The organism is Sphingobium sp. 15-1, assembly GCF_013375535.1.
GTDB classification, from domain to species: Bacteria; Pseudomonadota; Alphaproteobacteria; order Sphingomonadales; family Sphingomonadaceae; genus Sphingobium; species Sphingobium aromaticivastans.
This window is the reverse complement of record NZ_JABXJG010000001.1, coordinates 2,863,394-2,879,326: the sequence shown is the minus strand read 5'-3', so window position 1 is coordinate 2,879,326 and position 15,933 is coordinate 2,863,394. Positions and strand designations below refer to the sequence as shown.

Sequence of the window (15,933 nt, the reverse complement as noted above, 5' to 3'; positions counted from 1 at the left end):
TATGGGCACGAAGACGAAAGTCGCGATCATCGGCTCGGGCAATATTGGCACCGACCTGATGATCAAGGTCATGAGACTGTCCGACACGCTAGAGATGGCCGCGTTCGTGGGCATCGATCCCGAATCCGACGGGCTGAAGCGGGCCCGGCGCATGGGCGTGCCAATCACGCCCGGGGGCGTGGAAGGCCTGATCGCCATGCCGGAATTTTCTGAGATCGAGATCGTGTTCGATGCGACGTCGGCCGGGGCGCACAAGCATCACGATTCGCTGCTGCGCGCGGCGGGCAAGCGCGTGATCGACCTGACGCCTGCGGCCATCGGCCCCTATACGATCCCGCCCGTCAACGGCAGCGCCAATCTCGACGCGCCCAACGTCAACATGGTCACCTGCGGCGGCCAGGCGACCATTCCTATAGTGCATGCGATCAACCGCGTCGCCAAAGTGCATTACGGCGAGATCGTCGCGTCCATCGCGTCCAAGAGCGCCGGGCCCGGCACCCGCGCCAATATCGACGAGTTCACCGAAACCACCAGCCAGGCAATCGTCGATGTCGGCGGAGCGACGCGGGGCAAGGCGATCATCGTGCTGAACCCGGCCGAACCGCCGCTGATTATGCGCGATACCGTCTATTGCCTGTGCGAGGACGGCGATCAGGCGTTAATCGCGCAATCGGTCAAGGACATGGTCGCCCAGGTGCAGACTTATGTTCCCGGCTATCGGCTGAAGCAGGAGGTCCAGTTCGAGCATATCGGTTCGAACCAGCCGCTACGCATTCCCGAGATGAACGGCGAGTTCACCGGGCTCAAGGTCTCCGTCTTCCTCGAAGTGGAGGGCGCGGCCCACTATCTCCCGGCCTATGCCGGCAATCTCGACATCATGACGTCGGCGGCGCTCAGGACCGCCGAACGCATGGCGGCCAGAATGCATGAAGGAAGCGCGGCATGAGCTTCGATCCGACCACCACCAAGCTCTATATCCAGGATGTCACCCTGCGCGACGGGATGCACGCCATCCGCCACCAGTACGGGTTGGACCACGTCCAGGCGATCGCCAGGGCGCTTGACCGGGCGAAAGTCGATGCCATCGAAGTCGCGCATGGAGACGGGCTGTCGGGTTCCTCGTTCAACTACGGCTTCGGCGCCCATACCGATTGGGACTGGATCGGCGCGGTGGCCGAGGTGCTCGAACATGCCGTCCTTACTACCCTGCTGCTGCCTGGCATCGGCACGATTCATGATCTCAAGCATGCCTATGAGCTGGGCGTGCGCTCGGTGCGGGTCGCCACCCATTGCACCGAAGCTGATGTCGCCAGGCAGCATATCGAATACGCGTGCGGGCTTGGTATGGACGTGTCGGGCTTCCTGATGATGAGCCATATGTCGCCGCCCGACGCGCTCGCCGGCCAGGCCAAGCTGATGGAAAGCTATGGCGCGCATTGCGTCTATGTCACCGACAGCGGCGGGGCCATGTCGATGGACGATTATGCCGCGCGGCTCCAGGCCTATGACCGGGTGCTCAAGCCGGAGACGCAGCGCGGCGTGCACGCGCACCACAACCTTTCGCTGGGCGTCGCCAACAGCATTGTCGCGGTGCAGAACGGCGCGATCCGGGTCGATGCCTCGCTGGCGGGCATGGGCGCGGGAGCGGGTAACGCGCCGCTCGAAGTATTCATCGCGGCCGCCGACCGGATGGGTTGGAACCATGGCACCGATCTCTACGCGCTCATGGATGCGGCGGAAGAACTGGTGCGTCCGCTGCAGGACCGCCCGGTACGGGTTGACCGCGAAACGCTGACGTTGGGCTATGCCGGCGTTTATTCCAGCTTCCTGCGTCATGCAGAGAAGGCGAGTGTGGAATATGGCGTCGATACCCGCGCGATTCTGGTCGAACTTGGTAAACGCAAAATGGTCGGTGGCCAGGAAGACATGATTGTCGATGTCGCACTTGATATGACGGCCAGGAAATCGTGATGAGTTCGGAAATTCCGGAAGGGCACATCGCCCATATAAAAATAGACGAACGTTACTTTCGCCGTGTCCTCGGTAACCATCCAACCAGCGTTTGTGTTATAATATCTGGTGACGAAATGCGCCGGCCAATTACTTAGGTTGTCGGAACATTCACCTCCGTTTCCATCGACCCCCCTTTGGTGGCCTTTATGCCGTCTAACGCATCGAGGAGTTGGACATCTATTCGGGAGACCGGGAAATTCTGCGTGAACGTTCTCGCGATCGAGCATATTGATTTGTGCCAGTCCATCTTTCGTGCAGAGCCCAACGAAGCGATAGCGGGTCTGAACCTGTCGATGCAGGACGGCTTCCTGCGAGTGGAGGGAGCGTTAGCATGGGTCGGCTGTAAGATTTCGCAAATACATGATGCAGGTGACCATGAAATCGTGATTGGTTTTGTGGAATATCTGGAGGAAGGACCTCCCGGTTATCCGCTCCTGTTTTTTAAGGGGCTATACGGCAGTTTTGAAGCTCTGCCTCCCGGTCGGGATCATGCGTGATTAGCGGGTAATTTGATCGGGATCAGGCAGGTTGGAGCGACGAAGTCCGATCGTCCTCCAAGCAAGTTGAACTTTGCGATTATCGAAGCCCGCACAGTGAGCGAGGCCGGAAGATCCAGTTCTGGTCGTCGCCATCGCCCGCCGCGCAAGCATGTTGCTCCGTCTCTCACAATTTTCGATTTACACAGTTCGCACCATCACGCTCCCACATGGGGATTCGAATCCGGCGGTGTGGCCGCATCGACCCCGACTCTTTGTGGTCCAAGCGGCGAGCCGCATCGTCTCTAGTTTCGCAGCGCCCAGAGCAAGCAGCCGCTCGATTTCATCCGATGTCCGCCGCACGGCGAGCTTCAGTGCCTCGTCAATGTGGACATAGTCCTGCGTAACATTCTGTGAGGCGTGGCCGAGCATGGCGCGGATCGTCAGCTCCGAGAAACCTAGCTCACCGGCCACGCTGCCGAAGGTATGGCGCAGCGTGTGCGGTGTGACGCCCTCGATTCCCGCCAGTGCGCAAACGCGCTGGATGCAGGCACTGACCGCCGTGAACGGCCCCGTTCCGACTTCCGAGGGGAAGGCGTGCGGATTGCCCACGATGCCGGGCTGGTTCTCGATGACCCTGACAGCCGCAGGGCCGATCGCCCGAAGCTGCGCACCCCCCTTGGTGTCCGGGAACGCGACATAGCCAGCAGCCCCGTTGACCCAGGCGCGGTGCATCGCCTGAGCTTCTTCCCGGCGGTATCCGGTCAGCAGCAGCATGCGCAGCACACCGAGAGCGACGGGGTTCTCGCCGTTGCGCTGGGCATAGGCTATCGCCTTGCCCATTATCACGATCTCGGCGGCGCTCAGACGCCGCGTCCTCTTCTTACCAGCCAGCTTCTTCGCACCCTGCGTCGGATGAGTGTCGAGCAGGCCCTTATGCTTCGCATGTCCGATGATGGCCTGGAGCGTGCCCACGCAGCGCGCCGCGACACCGGCGCCGCCGGTCGCCATACCACCCCGGCCGCCGCTGCGCGGCTTCGCCGTCTTCCCGTCCTTCACGTCGGTCTGCATCTGCTCGGCATCCGCGATGGTCAGATGCTTCACGACCCGCTTGCCTAGGAGCGGCTTGATGTGTGTCCTGATCCGGCTCTCATCCATGTCGAGCGACGATTTCTTGATCGGCAGGTTCTTGCGGCCGAGGATGTTCCCCGTCCGCGCTTCGGTCAGATACCAATCGCACATCTCCTCGACCGTCATACCTTTTCGCGCTTGGCGAACTTCGTCGGCGGGGTCTTCACCGCCGATGACGGCCGCCAGCTTGAGCTTGGCCTGATCGCGCGCCTGGTCGACGGTCAGCACGCCATAGCGCGCAATGTTGATACGGCGCTTGATGCCCTCGGCATTGCGATACTGGACGATGAAGGTCTTGAGGCCGGACGGCAGCACCCGCACGCCGAAGCCCTTCACCTCCGTGTCCCAAAGGACAGCCTGCTTCTTCGCCGGCGGCACGAGCGCATCGATCGCGCGCTTGGTCAGTTTGCTGGTTGCCATCGTGATCCTCCAGTTGGAGACAAAGCTCGTCGAAAGGGGCTTTGTCTCCAAATTGTCTCCACGGGACGCCCAATTGCGTCCAGCAGCAGGATACGATAGGATAGGCTAAATATCAATAACTACTGAACAAATCGTAGTATGGGGTAGGCTCGGAAAGCTTGGAGAAGCCGCTCATCGAAGTTGCCAAGGTTGGGGTCGAGGGTTCGAATCCCTTCGCCCGCTCCAGATTTCCAAGGGAAATCAAGAAGTTAAAGAGGTCGCCGTTTGGCGGCCTTTTTCATTTTCGGCTCGTCTACCACCCGTCTACCACCGAGTGAAATTGACCGTCGGAGTGCACCCGCGTCCGGTGAAATCCTCCAGCTACATCACAGCGCTTTTTCGGTCGGTCCCATCCTCACCCGTCCGATTCGAAGCTGCGGTTCCCGCGGCAGCGCCAGGGGCGCAGGATGAAGATGATCCCGGCCGCGATCTCGTAACTGCCAACGATGATCCGGTGGACCTCACGCAGCTCATAGGCCTCCAACGTCTCACCGATCCTGAGATGATCAAAGCAACCGTTCCGGCGCGCGGGCGAACTGCTGGACCACGCACGCGGCTGCTCAGGTGCGACCGGGCCGAGATGCTCGTGCAGACGCACAAGGCCCGACGGCGCCGCTGGTCCAGGGGATCTTCATTTGACCGGCAAGAGATGGTTCGATGCAGCTCAGAGATAGCTTTGGTATAACCTGAATATGTGTCAGATACACACCGAGCGAAGCAAGAAATAGAGACCCTCAGTGATGCACCACATCCGCGGACGGATTAACAACAGCATCAAGATCATCAACGAAAAACGGTTGATTAAAGCGCAAGGGCAAGCAGCTTCTCAATCCCTGCTGCGAATCACAGTGCAATGCCTGATAGCGATGGTCGTGCTGTTTTTAATCGCTTTGTTCATACCTCAGGTTCGGCTCCTCTGGGTGACCACAAAACTTCTGGTGCAACAGGATCTCTGGTTGCTCGAAGCATTCCTAGTTCTGTCCGTTCCACTCTTTGTCTCAGTCCGTCCGATGTCGCGGGAATGGCGGCTTCGTGATCGGCATATGCTGCTTGTCGCCCTTGCTTTGGTGATCTTATGCTATTTGGGGCACCGCTTGCTTCTCATGGGCTATGACCTCAGCCGAGATGAGCAGATGGCGAGCTTCGACGCCGCGATCTTCTCGCATGGCCGCCTTGCTTGGCCCTTGCCTCCGGAATGGCAAAAGGATGCTGCCGCCCTCAACCTTGAGTTCATGCTGCCGGTCGGGCAGCCGATTGCATGGGTTTCGGCTTATCTACCTTTTAATGCAGCGCTCCGTGCCGCAGTCGGCATGATTGCTGATCCCGCGCTGACCGGACCTTTGCTGACGGCAGGTTCGCTGCTGCTGATCTGGAGTATCGCCAAACGCCTCTGGCCGGAAGATCGGGAAGCCCCCACGATCGCCGCGCTACTGTTGCTCGGTTCCGGCCAGTTCGTGATTACAGGGATGACGGCCTATGCCATGCCGGCCCATCTTTTTTTCAACCTGCTCTGGTTGCGGCTTTTTCTTGCTGACCGCCGTCTGTGCGATGGACTGGCACTCTTGGTGGGCTTCGTGGCGACCGGCTTGCATCAGCCGCTCTTTCATCCCCTGTTCGTCGCGCCTTTCCTGCTATTGCCCTTATTCGAGCGCCGATGGCCGAGGTTCGCCGTTTTCTCGCTTGGCTATGGCGCCATTGGCATTTTCTGGCTCTCATGGCCCATTTTCATTCACAGCCTTGTAGCAGGTCCAGCATCGATTACGGCTGCCGCGGGTACAGATTATCTGTCCAGGCTACTTCAGGTATTTTCCCTCACAATAGCCAATCCGACGCTTACGGCGGCGAACATGCTGCGCTTTTGCACCTGGCAGCATCTTTTCCTTCTTCCCCTCATGGCGGTCGGTTTTCGCGCCGTGCGCGAGGATCGTTTTGCGGCTGCCGTTGCAGCGAGTTTCCTACTGCCCATCTTTGTGATGGCGATCATATTACCGTATCAAGGGATCGGCTTTGGCTATCGGTATCTCCACGGGGTTCTTGGGAATGGCGTGCTGCTGGCCCTATTTGGCTGGAAGAAACTGACAGCCCGGCATGAGGAATTGCGTCCCGTGGTCCTGCGAGCGACGGCCGCGAGTCTGTTGATCCTTTTGCCCATCCAGGCATGGATGGCCCACGCCCGCTATGCGCCCTTTGCTCACGCGAGCGCGCGGATCAGTCAAAGTGGCGCAGATTACTTCCTCATCAAGGCTACGGCCGGCCCGTTGACGCACGACCTTGTGCTCAATCAACCAAACCTTTCCAACAGACCAATCCGCCTGGCGCTAGAAAATATCGAAGATACCCAATTACTGGCTCGACGCATCTGCAGGCGTGGCATCACCATCGCGTTGGGTACCGATGCATTTTACGCTCCAACATGGGCCTATTTCGGAAACAAGCCGGAGCTTTTGGCCAGTACAGATTTATATACGATCAGAGCTCCGTTTGAAAAAGCGGGATGCCAAGTCCAACTGATTTCTCAATAGACATTTAGCGCGGGCCAACTATGCAGCGGCACTAAAAAAGGCGCTGATCGAAAATGCCACCAAGCGTTGACAACGCCGCTCCTACGCGTACATCCTCGTCTCGGTTGATGGAGAAGTATCGCTCGTACGAACCGCAGCCCGAAGGAATGCTTTGGTTCGTTACTTTTTGAATTTTATCCTGACCGGACAAAATTCATTAGGAAATAGTGATTAGACTATCGCATTGCTTGGGCACCGGGGGATGTGGCGTCTGAGCGTACGCAATGGGGACGTCATGCAGAAAAACGGCAAGGTAGCACTCATCACTGGCGTCACGGGCCAGGACGGAGCCTATCTGTCAGCACTTCTGCTATCCAAAGGTTACATCGTTCACGGAATCAAACGGCGGGCATCCCTTTTCAATACCGTTCGCATCGACCATCTTTATCGCGATCCGCACGAAGAAGATGTCCGGTTCTTCCTGCACCATGGCGACGTGACTGATTCAAGTAATCTGATCCGAGTCATCCAACAGGTGCAGCCGGACGAAATCTACAACCTGGCTGCCCAGAGCCACGTCGCCGTTTCGTTTGAGGAGCCAGTCTATACAGCCAATTCGGATGCCCTGGGCACGCTGCGGCTCCTCGAAGCGATAAGAATTCTTGGCCTTCAAAAGCATACGCGCTTCTATCAGGCTTCAACGTCCGAACTGTTTGGTCAAGTCCATGAGATGCCTCAGACAGAGCGGACGCCTTTTTATCCGCGATCCCCGTACGGCGTAGCGAAGCTTTACGCCTATTGGATTACGGTAAATTATAAAGAAGCTTACGGGTTATACGCCTGTAATGGGATTTTATTCAATCACGAGTCGCCTCTACGCGGCGAGAATTTTGTCACAAGAAAAATCACCCGCGCATTGGCTCGCATAAAGCTGGGCCTTCAGGAAACGCTTTACCTCGGGAATTTGGGCGCAAGAAGGGACTGGGGGCATGCCAAGGATTATGTCGAAGCCATGTGGCGTATGCTCCAGTTGGACGCGCCCGAGGACTTCGTCATCGCCACGGGAGTCCAGCATAGTGTGCGGGACTTTGTGACTGCAGCAGGCGCAGAACTCGGCATCGCTATACGCTGGGAAGGCGAAGGGCTCGAGGAAAAGGGCTACAATAGCCAGGGCCGCTGCATCGTCCGCGTGGACCCGCGTTATTTTCGCCCGGCTGAAGTCGAAACATTGCTCGGAGACGCGACCAAGGCCCGCGAGATTCTCGGCTGGAGTCCAGTGACGACCTTCGACGAACTGGTGCGCGAGATGGTGCAAGAGGACCTCAAGACGGCGCAACGGGACCAGTTGGTCAAAAAGCACGGCTTCCAGGTTCATGACCATCACGAGTGAGCGCGAAGCAAGATTGGGATGGAATCTGGCGGCCGGGGTCGCCAGCACTGCCTGGACAGCGATCGTCACCATTTGTACAGTTCCCCTGTACCTCCATTATCTGGGGGTCGAGACTTATGGCCTGATCGGTTTCTACACCGCGCTACAGGCGATGTTCGCGGTACTCGATCTGGGCCTTTCGCAATCGATCAATCGAGAGGTAGCGCGAGCCGCGAGCGAAGATGAACGCGCGCGGGTTCGGGACCTGCTCCACACGCTCGCCTTGGGATATTGGATGGCCGCGGCCGCGATCGCTGCGGGAATGTGGGCGGCCGCGCCCTGGATTTCCCGGCACTGGCTGAGCGCCTCCATCGACGCCGACACGCTTTCCAATGTGCTAGCGCTCATGGGGCTCACCGTGGCCTGCCGCTTCCCTCTCTGCCTCTATCTCGGTGTGTTGATCGGAGCGCGCCGCATGGGCTTGGCCAGCGGGATCGAGATGGCGATGGTCACCGCTGCCAATCTTGGGGTGGTTGGAATCCTCGCCCTGATTTCACCGACCATTGAGGCCTTTTTTATCTGGCAGGCTTTGATCGCGATGATCAATATATTGGTCGTCAGAGCGGCGGCTTGGCGTGTACTCCGAGAACAGGGGGAACGACGGCCGCGCTTTGACCTAGGCGGTGTGCAACGCATCTGGCGCTTCTCGGCCGGCATCGCCGTGACAGCGATCTTGGGGGCGATCTTCGTGCAAAGCGACAAGATCGTGCTCAGCAAGATCGTCCCTCTCACCGATCTCGGCCGCTATACCCTGGCAAGCATCGCCGCGCGCAGCCTTTACGTCCTGACGGCCCCTGCCTTCAGCGCGGTCTATCCGCAGATGTCGTCGCTGCATGCCGCCGGCCGCCTTCACGAGATCGAACAACTGTACCGGCTGGGGACTCGGCTGCTCATGGCGGTGCTGTTCCCGGTCGCGGCCTTTGTGGCGATGTTCTCGACCATGATCTTTACTTTTTGGACTGGCGACGCGGAACTCGCAAAAAGCTTGCCCGTCGTGGTGGCATTCCTACTTCTCGGCACCGCCCTCAACAGCGCCATGCATTTTCCTTATGCGCTACAGCTGGCGTTCGGAAAATCCAGCCTCCCCATGGTGATCAACATCACTTTGCTGATCATATTTGCGCCGTTGCTTGTCTTGCTGTCGCTGCGCTTTGGTGTTGTCGGGGCGGCAGCGGCTTGGGCTATCCTCAACCTGCTCTATCTTTTTTTGGGGACCTGGCTCACGCACCGGAAACTGCTGCCGGGCATCGGGTTGCGCTGGCTGGGCGGCGACGTGGGCGCCCCCCTCCTGGCCAGTCTGGTCATTGTCGGTGGTGGGGGCTTGGCGTTGCGGTCGCTGGACCTGCCTGCTGCTGCAGCCACGGCCATCGGGCTGACCCTTGCTGGCGTAGCTTTCCTGGCGATCTTCTTGCTGACTCCCGGCATGGTAGAGTTCGCCCGACGAACATTTGCCTTCCGGCCGCCACTTCTTGACGCGAGTGCATAGAGCATGGGAAGCATGGACGCTATGTATTACTCCCAGTTCGGCGAAGACCGTCTCCTGGAAAAGCTGTTCCAGGGCAAACACCGGGGCGTCTGCGTCGAGGTCGGCGCCAATAACGGCGTCGACGGCAGCACGACCCTGCATTTCGAGGAACTCGGCTGGGACTGCATTCTGGTGGAGCCGAACCCCGCCCTATGTCGCGAACTGCGCGCAAAACGAAAGGCTCAGCTGTTCGAATGTGCAGCCTCGAGCGCCTCTGGAACCGCAATTCTCCACGTTGCCTCCGGCGCCGAGCAGTCGCACGCGGTATCCGCGCTCGGAGACGAGCGAAAGCCAGCGCAGATTCTCAAGGAGCACGGATTCCGGACGGACCCCGTTGAGGTCGTCACGCGACGGCTGGACGACATCCTTGATGAAGCGCAACCGAGCGGCGGCATCGACTTCGTCTCCATCGACGTCGAAGGCCATGAGCTTGAACTGCTCAAGGGCTTCTCGCTGAATCGCTGGCGGCCAGGGATTCTGATTGTTGAGGACAACTCGCCCTTTTGGGAGTCCACGGTGCGCGATCACCTCAATGCCCAGGGGTATGTCCGCTTCCGGCGCACGGGCGTTAACGATTGGTACGCACACGTCTCCAACCGGGCGCTCACGGGTTCCGTACAGCGGCTCGCTTACTATCCTTCCATGGTTTGCGGTAGGGCGCTGATCTTGGCGCTGAAAGCCGTGACCCCTATTGCGCCTGTGTTGCGACGTGTTCCGGGCGCGCTTTTCCTCAGGAACGTCCTGCTCGGCCGACGCCGGGGGACATGATGCAGCTAACGATCTGTATCGCCACCTATAACCGGGCTGCCTTCATCAGCGAGACGCTGGATTCGATCATCCCCCAGCTTCGACCCGGTGTCGAGGTCGTGATCGTCGATGGAGCCTCGCCTGATGACACCGCAGTGGTAGTCGCGCCCTATGTTGAACGGTTTCCGGCGATACGATATTTCCGCGAGACTAAGAACTCGGGTGTCGATGGCGATTACGACAGGGCGGTTGAATATGCAGCAGGTGAGCATTGTTGGCTATTCCCGGACGATGACCTGTTGGCCCCAGACGCGGTAGATCGTGTTCTCGACGCCCTGGAAGGTGGCGCGGTCGACCTGCTGGTCGTCGACGCCGAAGTACGAGACCGCACCCTCAACCTCACCTTGCAGTCCGGTCGGCTCGCGCTAAGTGGCGAGCGCCGATATGGCGCGGAGGACGCCGAAGACCTTCTGGCGGATGCGGGCTATTGCCTGTCGTTCATTGGCGGAGTGATCGTACGCAGGGACCTGTGGGTTTCCCGAAGGCGGGAGCCCTATTTCGGCTCGCTATTCATCCATGTAGGCGTGATCTTTCAGAGCCGCGGCATAGGGTTGGCGAAAATCCTGGCCGAGCCGCTGGTGCGGATTCGCGCGGGCAACGCTATGTGGCGGCCGCGCGGTTTCGAGATCTGGGCCTTTAAGTGGCCGTCGCTGATCTGGAGCTTCGACGGCTATTCGGACGTAGCCAAGGAAAAGGTAACGCCGCGCGAACCCTGGCGGCGATTCTGGTGGCTATTGGGCTACCGCGCGCTTGGCGCATACTCGCGGGCCGAATATGAGCTTTATTTCGCTGATCGACTCGCGGGTTACGAATGTCTCATTCCGCGCCTGGCGGCCGCTTTTCCAGGGCGGCTGGCCAATCTGATCGGAGTGACTGCCCTGGCGCTGGTCGGCAAGGGAGGCGGGGCGGTGGCATACGACCTGGTCGCCTGCAGCCGCTATTCCAATGCCGCGAGCCGTTTTCTGGCCGGCTTCTGGTTGGGTCGACTGGAGCCGCCGCTGCCATGATCCAGCCATGACCGATCGTTGCGCGATCATCACCGGCGTCACCGGCCAGGACGGCTGGCACCTTTCGCAGTTCCTGTTGGAGAAAGGGTGCCGGGTCATCGGGACGTCTCGCGATCCGGCCGGCGCCCGGGCGCGAGCGCATCCGTCCATCGATCTCGTGCCATGGGATATGAAGGACGAAGCTGCGTTCACCGCCCTGTTGCGCGCCGCGCGTCCGACCGAAATCTATAACCTTGCCGCCTATGCATCCGGAGCAGCCATGTACGACGATCCGGTTGGGATCGGCGACATAAACGGCTTGGCAGTCGCCCGCATGCTGGAGGCGATCCGAAGCGCGGACCCTTCCATCCGATTCTGCCAGGCGTCCAGCAGCGAATTATTTGGAGAACCGCTGGAAAGCCCGCAGTCTGAAACCACCACGTTTCGGCCCCGCAGCCCTTATGGCGCGGCAAAGCTCTACGCCCATGAGATAGTCGGCATCTATCGCCGCCGCCACGATTTGTTCGCCTGCTCCGCCATTCTGTTCAACCATGAGAGCACACGCCGCGGTCCCGGGTTCGTTACCGGCAAGGTTGCCCAAGCCGCCGCACGCATAAAGCTCGGCTTGGCGGACGCGTTGCTTCTGGGCAATCTGGACGCCCGGCGCGACTGGGGTTACAGCGGTGACTATGTGCGAGGGATGTGGTTGATGCTGCAGGCTGCGGCGGCAGACGATTATGTCCTCGCTACAGGAGAGGCTCATTCGGTACGCGAACTCTGCGATCTGGCTTTCAAATGCGTCGGCCTGGACTATCGGCGCTACGTTCGCGAAAGCGCAGAGGCTTTCCGACCCAGCGAGCCGGTTCCCCTCGTAGGAGATGCGTCCAAAGCGAAACATCAATTATGCTGGTCGCCCGAGATCGACTTTCCGGGCCTGATCCGCATTATGGTCGACGCGGAGCTGGAACGGCTCGATCAAGCCATGAACAGACCGAGGTAAGAATGTACACCCAAATAAAGCGCTGCAGGATCTGCGGAAATTCCAATCTCGAGCGCGTGCTGGACCTTGGGGAGCAGGCGCTGACCGGCGTCTTTCCGCGCACTAAGGAGGAGGAGGTCGGACGCGGTCCTCTGCGCCTTCTGAAGTGCGTCGGCGAAGCCGAACACGCCTGTGGCTTGCTGCAACTTGAACATAGTTATGCGCTCGATGAGATGTACGGCGAGAATTATGGCTATCGTTCGGGTCTGAACGCCAGCATGGTCGCTCACCTCAACCGCAAGGTTGAACGAATCTCGAGTCAGATTCTACTCGAGCCAGGTGATCTAGTCATCGACATCGGCAGTAACGATGCAACGACCCTAAAAGCCTATGTGCAGCCGGGGCTGCAACTTGCCGGTGTCGATCCGACGGGTTCCAAATTTCGCGATTACTACCCGCCGCACATCGAACTGATTCCGGATTTTTTCTCTGCCGAACTGGTCCGCAGCCGGTTTGGTGATCGGAAAGCCAAGGTCGTGACTTCGTTTTCGATGTTCTACGATCTTGAAGCGCCCATGGCGTTCATGGCTGAGGTGCGCGATATCTTAGCGGACGATGGGATCTGGGTGTTCGAGCAGAGCTATATGCCGAGCATGCTCGCGACCAATTCTTTCGATACGGTCTGCCACGAGCACCTGGAGTTCTACGCACTCAGGCAAATCCAGTGGATGGCAGTGCGCACGGGACTTAAGATTGAGGACGTCGAGTTCAACGACGTAAATGGAGGGAGCTTTTCGGTTACCGTTCGTAAGGCTCTCAAGTATGAGCAGCAGAATAGTCTGGTAGCGCAGATACTCGATGACGAGACCAAAGCTGGCTTGGATACTTTAGGACCTTTCCAGGCCTTTAGAAATCGAGTCGAGCGTGCGCGAGAGACCGTCAGCGCATTCGTGGCCAATGCTCGGTCAGAAGGAAGAATTATTGCTGGCCTTGGGGCATCGACGAAAGGAAACGTAATCCTGCAATATTGTGGATTAACCGCCGATGATATTTACGCTATTGGTGAAGTAAATTCTGATAAATTTGGTTCATTTACACCGGGATCACTCATTCCCATCGTCTCCGAGCGTAGTTTGTTGGAACAAAATCCTGATTATTTTCTGGTGTTGCCGTGGCACTTTCACGCTTTTTTTGAGCGATCCTCCTCGTTCGTTAACCGTGCTCTCGTATTTCCACTTCCAGAATTCTCAATCTCGAAACGTTAGCAATCGCTAAGCGCGACGACGAGACGGCAGACGTTTATCTACGTTCTCATGGGGAGACAGCCGGGTTAAGCGCAACGCGCCGCAAAGCCCTCTCACATAAGGGCACTCATTTCAGTTTCTTACCTGCCGACTCGTTTTCTGAAGGAGAATTAGTTCAAGCCGTGACACTAAGCGGTCGAAAATCCGAGATTTTTGAACATACCTCACCGCGCCGCGTGGCCCAAGCTTGACGATTGCAAAAAGCGCTGACGTCAGCCCAGAAAAATCGCCACAGGACGCAGCAGCAAGGGCGCAATTCACGGTGATTGAGGCATGAACTTTTTGTTTCGTTGCCAAAGGCAGGAGTTCGATCGCCTCAGAATGATTTCTCAAGACAATTTCGAATTGATCCCGAAATGCGGCTGGATCACGACCACCCTTCATGGTCAATGAACCGCCATGGACACGAAAGCCTGTAGTAATTCTCTCTCGAACCGCAATTTCGCCCAGCTTCATGAGCTTGAGATAGAGATCCCAGTCTGCAGTATACCAAAGGGCTTCATTCATTCCGCCACACGCCAGCCAAGCGTCGCGCCTTATGACAGGGCTCGGAATGGCAATGCTGTTCTGAACCAGCAATATATTCCACAGAGCATGCCCATCATGTACCCCTGGAGCGAAAGGCAGTCGCCAAGCCCCCAACAGGCGACCATCCGCCGCTACAAAACGCGACGACGCGATCGACATCGTTGCTTCAGGCCAGGAATTCAGCGCATTGCGAACCGCGGTCAAATGGCCGGCTAGCCATAGATCATCCTGGTGGAGCATGATGACGTGGGAGGCTTGCGCTTCCGTAACCCCCTTGTTGGTCTTGGCAGTCCATGGCTGAAGATGCGGTACATCCTCCCAGATGATGTCCATGCGGTCGAAATATGGGGCTGCGGCGCGGCGCGCAGCACCTTCATCTTCGCCAGAATTGTATATACGGAATTCAACACCAACGGGATCTTCGGCGGCAGCGCTAGCCAATGTCGCTGGCAGAAATCGTTCGCCCATGTGCACGGGAATGATAACGCTAAGCCAAGGCGTCATGATCATCATGCTCGTTTTTTTTAGATCGCTTCCGCAAATCACCGAAGAAATGCGCCTCATTTCCACCGACAATCGCGAGGGCAAAACCGCCCAGTGCTGTCTGGAGACCGAGCGTGATTGCCAAGGCGCCTAAGACTGGAGGAAGGATTGAGCTCGTCATTTGAAAATTGCGCTGAACCCAACCGACGGCTACCGCGATCAATATGATAAGGCCAACAATCACGAGGCCCAGACCCATCAGCAACATCCCCTCCAGGTTGGTGAATCGAGTTATCAACCGACTGAACAACCCGGACGGCTGATAACCCGCACGGATGCCGCATAAGCAGCCAATCAAGGTCATGATGAACGCCATGTGCCCCGATGCAACCAATGTGGAGCCGAGCAGCGTCCAATAAGAACCAATTTGAGGAAATGTGCCGGGACTAAAATATTGCACGCTGGAGGCAAGCAGCAATATCGTCCCGAACATCAATGCGAATAGAGCAGGCAAACCGAACACCCGCGTCGGCCTCAGCATCAGCAGGTAACGTAAATGCCGCCATCCGTCTCGCCACGGTCGAAGATGTGGCTCCCGGTTGCGCAAGTCAGGTGATAGAGTTGCTGGTGTTTGATCGATACGTAACTGTTTTAGAGACGCCTTGATGATCATTTCACTGGCGAATTCCATCCCGGTGGAGGTCAATCCGCATTTTTGAAATGCTTCTTTGCTGATGGCGCGCAATCCGCAATGGGCATCCCCGATTTTCGTGCCGAAAAGTAGGTTCAGCGTCCCGGTCAGAGCAGGATTGCCGATATAACGGTTCTTCCACGGCATAGCGCCCGGTGCGATACCGCCCTCAAAGCGCGAGCCTATGCACAAATCCGCGCCATCCAGAAGTCGCTCGATCATGGCGACGCCTTCCGTGAAGTCATAGCTTCCGTCGGCATCTCCCATCAAAAGATACTGTCCTCGAGCGGCTTCGCACCCCGCAATCAGCGCTGCTCCATAACCGCGGCGAGTCACCGGCACTACGCGTGCACCTAGATTTTCTGCAATAGCCTGACTGCCGTCAGTCGAGCCATTGTCCGCAACGACGATTTCACCAACCAGACCGTAAAGATCCGCCACACTCTCAATTGCACGTGCTGCTTGGGCGATACAATGGGGCAGACTGTCACGTTCATTCAAGCAGGGTATGACAATTGACAGCCCGAATTCTGATTTACCTGCCTTAGCGAGGCGAGTGGCGAAAATCGGAGGAGAAATCGCTCCCTGAGCTAATCTTATGTCCCCCATAAATACCCCTCT

Annotated in this window: 13 protein-coding genes and 1 pseudogene; 10 read left to right on the top strand and 4 right to left on the bottom strand. The window is 58.1% G+C overall.

The window, feature by feature from the left end; genetic code table 11:
- Position 1: 1 nt before the first annotated feature.
- From HUK72_RS13730 to HUK72_RS13720, 3 genes and pseudogenes are all read left to right on the top strand, one after another.
- Positions 2-946 carry an acetaldehyde dehydrogenase (acetylating) gene (locus tag HUK72_RS13730; protein ID WP_176592409.1) on the top strand — a complete coding sequence of 315 codons (945 nt, stop codon included), beginning with the start codon at positions 2-4 and terminating at the stop codon, positions 944-946.
- A complete protein-coding gene (dmpG, locus tag HUK72_RS13725) occupies positions 943-1,971 on the top strand; it encodes a 4-hydroxy-2-oxovalerate aldolase (RefSeq protein ID WP_176592408.1) in 1,029 nt (342 codons plus the stop codon). The genes HUK72_RS13730 and dmpG overlap by 4 nt, the downstream gene beginning before the upstream one ends.
- Positions 1,972-2,123: 152 nt before the next feature.
- Positions 2,124-2,510, top strand: a pseudogene (locus HUK72_RS13720) (flavin reductase family protein); the annotation flags it as partial.
- Positions 2,511-2,690: 180 nt separating this feature from the next.
- Here HUK72_RS13720 and HUK72_RS13715 read toward each other — a convergent pair.
- Both HUK72_RS13715 and HUK72_RS13710 read right to left on the bottom strand, forming a co-directional pair.
- Positions 2,691-4,040, bottom strand: coding sequence for a site-specific integrase (locus tag HUK72_RS13715; protein WP_255325721.1), 1,350 nt, complete (start codon positions 4,038-4,040; stop codon positions 2,691-2,693).
- A 394-nt stretch (positions 4,041-4,434) separates the two neighbouring features.
- The gene (locus HUK72_RS13710) at positions 4,435-4,677 is read right to left on the bottom strand and encodes a type II toxin-antitoxin system RelE/ParE family toxin (RefSeq protein ID WP_255325720.1); all 243 of its coding nucleotides are present in this window, start codon (positions 4,675-4,677) and stop codon (positions 4,435-4,437) included.
- 139 nt (positions 4,678-4,816) lie between these two features.
- Between HUK72_RS13710 and HUK72_RS13705 the strand changes: the two genes are divergently transcribed.
- The 7 genes from HUK72_RS13705 (at position 4,817) to HUK72_RS13675 (ending at position 13,571) form a co-directional block, all read left to right on the top strand.
- Complete coding sequence (locus HUK72_RS13705; RefSeq protein ID WP_176597255.1) at positions 4,817-6,601, top strand: hypothetical protein; 1,785 nt, start codon at positions 4,817-4,819, stop codon at positions 6,599-6,601.
- 274 nt (positions 6,602-6,875) lie between these two features.
- The gene (gene gmd, locus HUK72_RS13700) at positions 6,876-7,970 is read left to right on the top strand and encodes a GDP-mannose 4,6-dehydratase (RefSeq protein WP_176597254.1); all 1,095 of its coding nucleotides are present in this window, start codon (positions 6,876-6,878) and stop codon (positions 7,968-7,970) included.
- On the top strand, positions 7,954-9,495 hold the full coding sequence (locus HUK72_RS13695; protein ID WP_176597253.1) for an oligosaccharide flippase family protein: 1,542 nt from the start codon (positions 7,954-7,956) through the stop codon (positions 9,493-9,495). Before gmd ends, HUK72_RS13695 begins: the two co-directional genes overlap by 17 nt.
- Before the next feature lie 21 nt (positions 9,496-9,516).
- On the top strand, positions 9,517-10,302 hold the full coding sequence (locus HUK72_RS13690) for an FkbM family methyltransferase (protein ID WP_218035973.1): 786 nt from the start codon (positions 9,517-9,519) through the stop codon (positions 10,300-10,302).
- The gene (locus HUK72_RS13685; RefSeq protein ID WP_176597251.1) at positions 10,299-11,348 is read left to right on the top strand and encodes a glycosyltransferase; all 1,050 of its coding nucleotides are present in this window, start codon (positions 10,299-10,301) and stop codon (positions 11,346-11,348) included. The genes HUK72_RS13690 and HUK72_RS13685 overlap by 4 nt, the downstream gene beginning before the upstream one ends.
- A gap of 7 nt (positions 11,349-11,355) precedes the next feature.
- On the top strand, positions 11,356-12,327 hold the full coding sequence (locus tag HUK72_RS13680) for a GDP-mannose 4,6-dehydratase (RefSeq protein WP_176597250.1): 972 nt from the start codon (positions 11,356-11,358) through the stop codon (positions 12,325-12,327).
- A 2-nt stretch (positions 12,328-12,329) separates the two neighbouring features.
- A complete protein-coding gene (locus tag HUK72_RS13675) occupies positions 12,330-13,571 on the top strand; it encodes a class I SAM-dependent methyltransferase (protein ID WP_176597249.1) in 1,242 nt (413 codons plus the stop codon).
- A 111-nt stretch (positions 13,572-13,682) separates the two neighbouring features.
- Here the strand turns inward: HUK72_RS13675 and HUK72_RS13670 are convergent, their stop codons facing one another.
- Positions 13,683-14,651, bottom strand: coding sequence for a glycosyl transferase (locus tag HUK72_RS13670; RefSeq protein ID WP_176597248.1), 969 nt, complete (start codon positions 14,649-14,651; stop codon positions 13,683-13,685).
- On the bottom strand, positions 14,626-15,921 hold the full coding sequence (locus HUK72_RS13665; RefSeq protein WP_176597247.1) for a glycosyltransferase family 2 protein: 1,296 nt from the start codon (positions 15,919-15,921) through the stop codon (positions 14,626-14,628). The genes HUK72_RS13670 and HUK72_RS13665 overlap by 26 nt, the downstream gene beginning before the upstream one ends.
- Between the last annotated feature and the right edge of the window lie 12 nt (positions 15,922-15,933).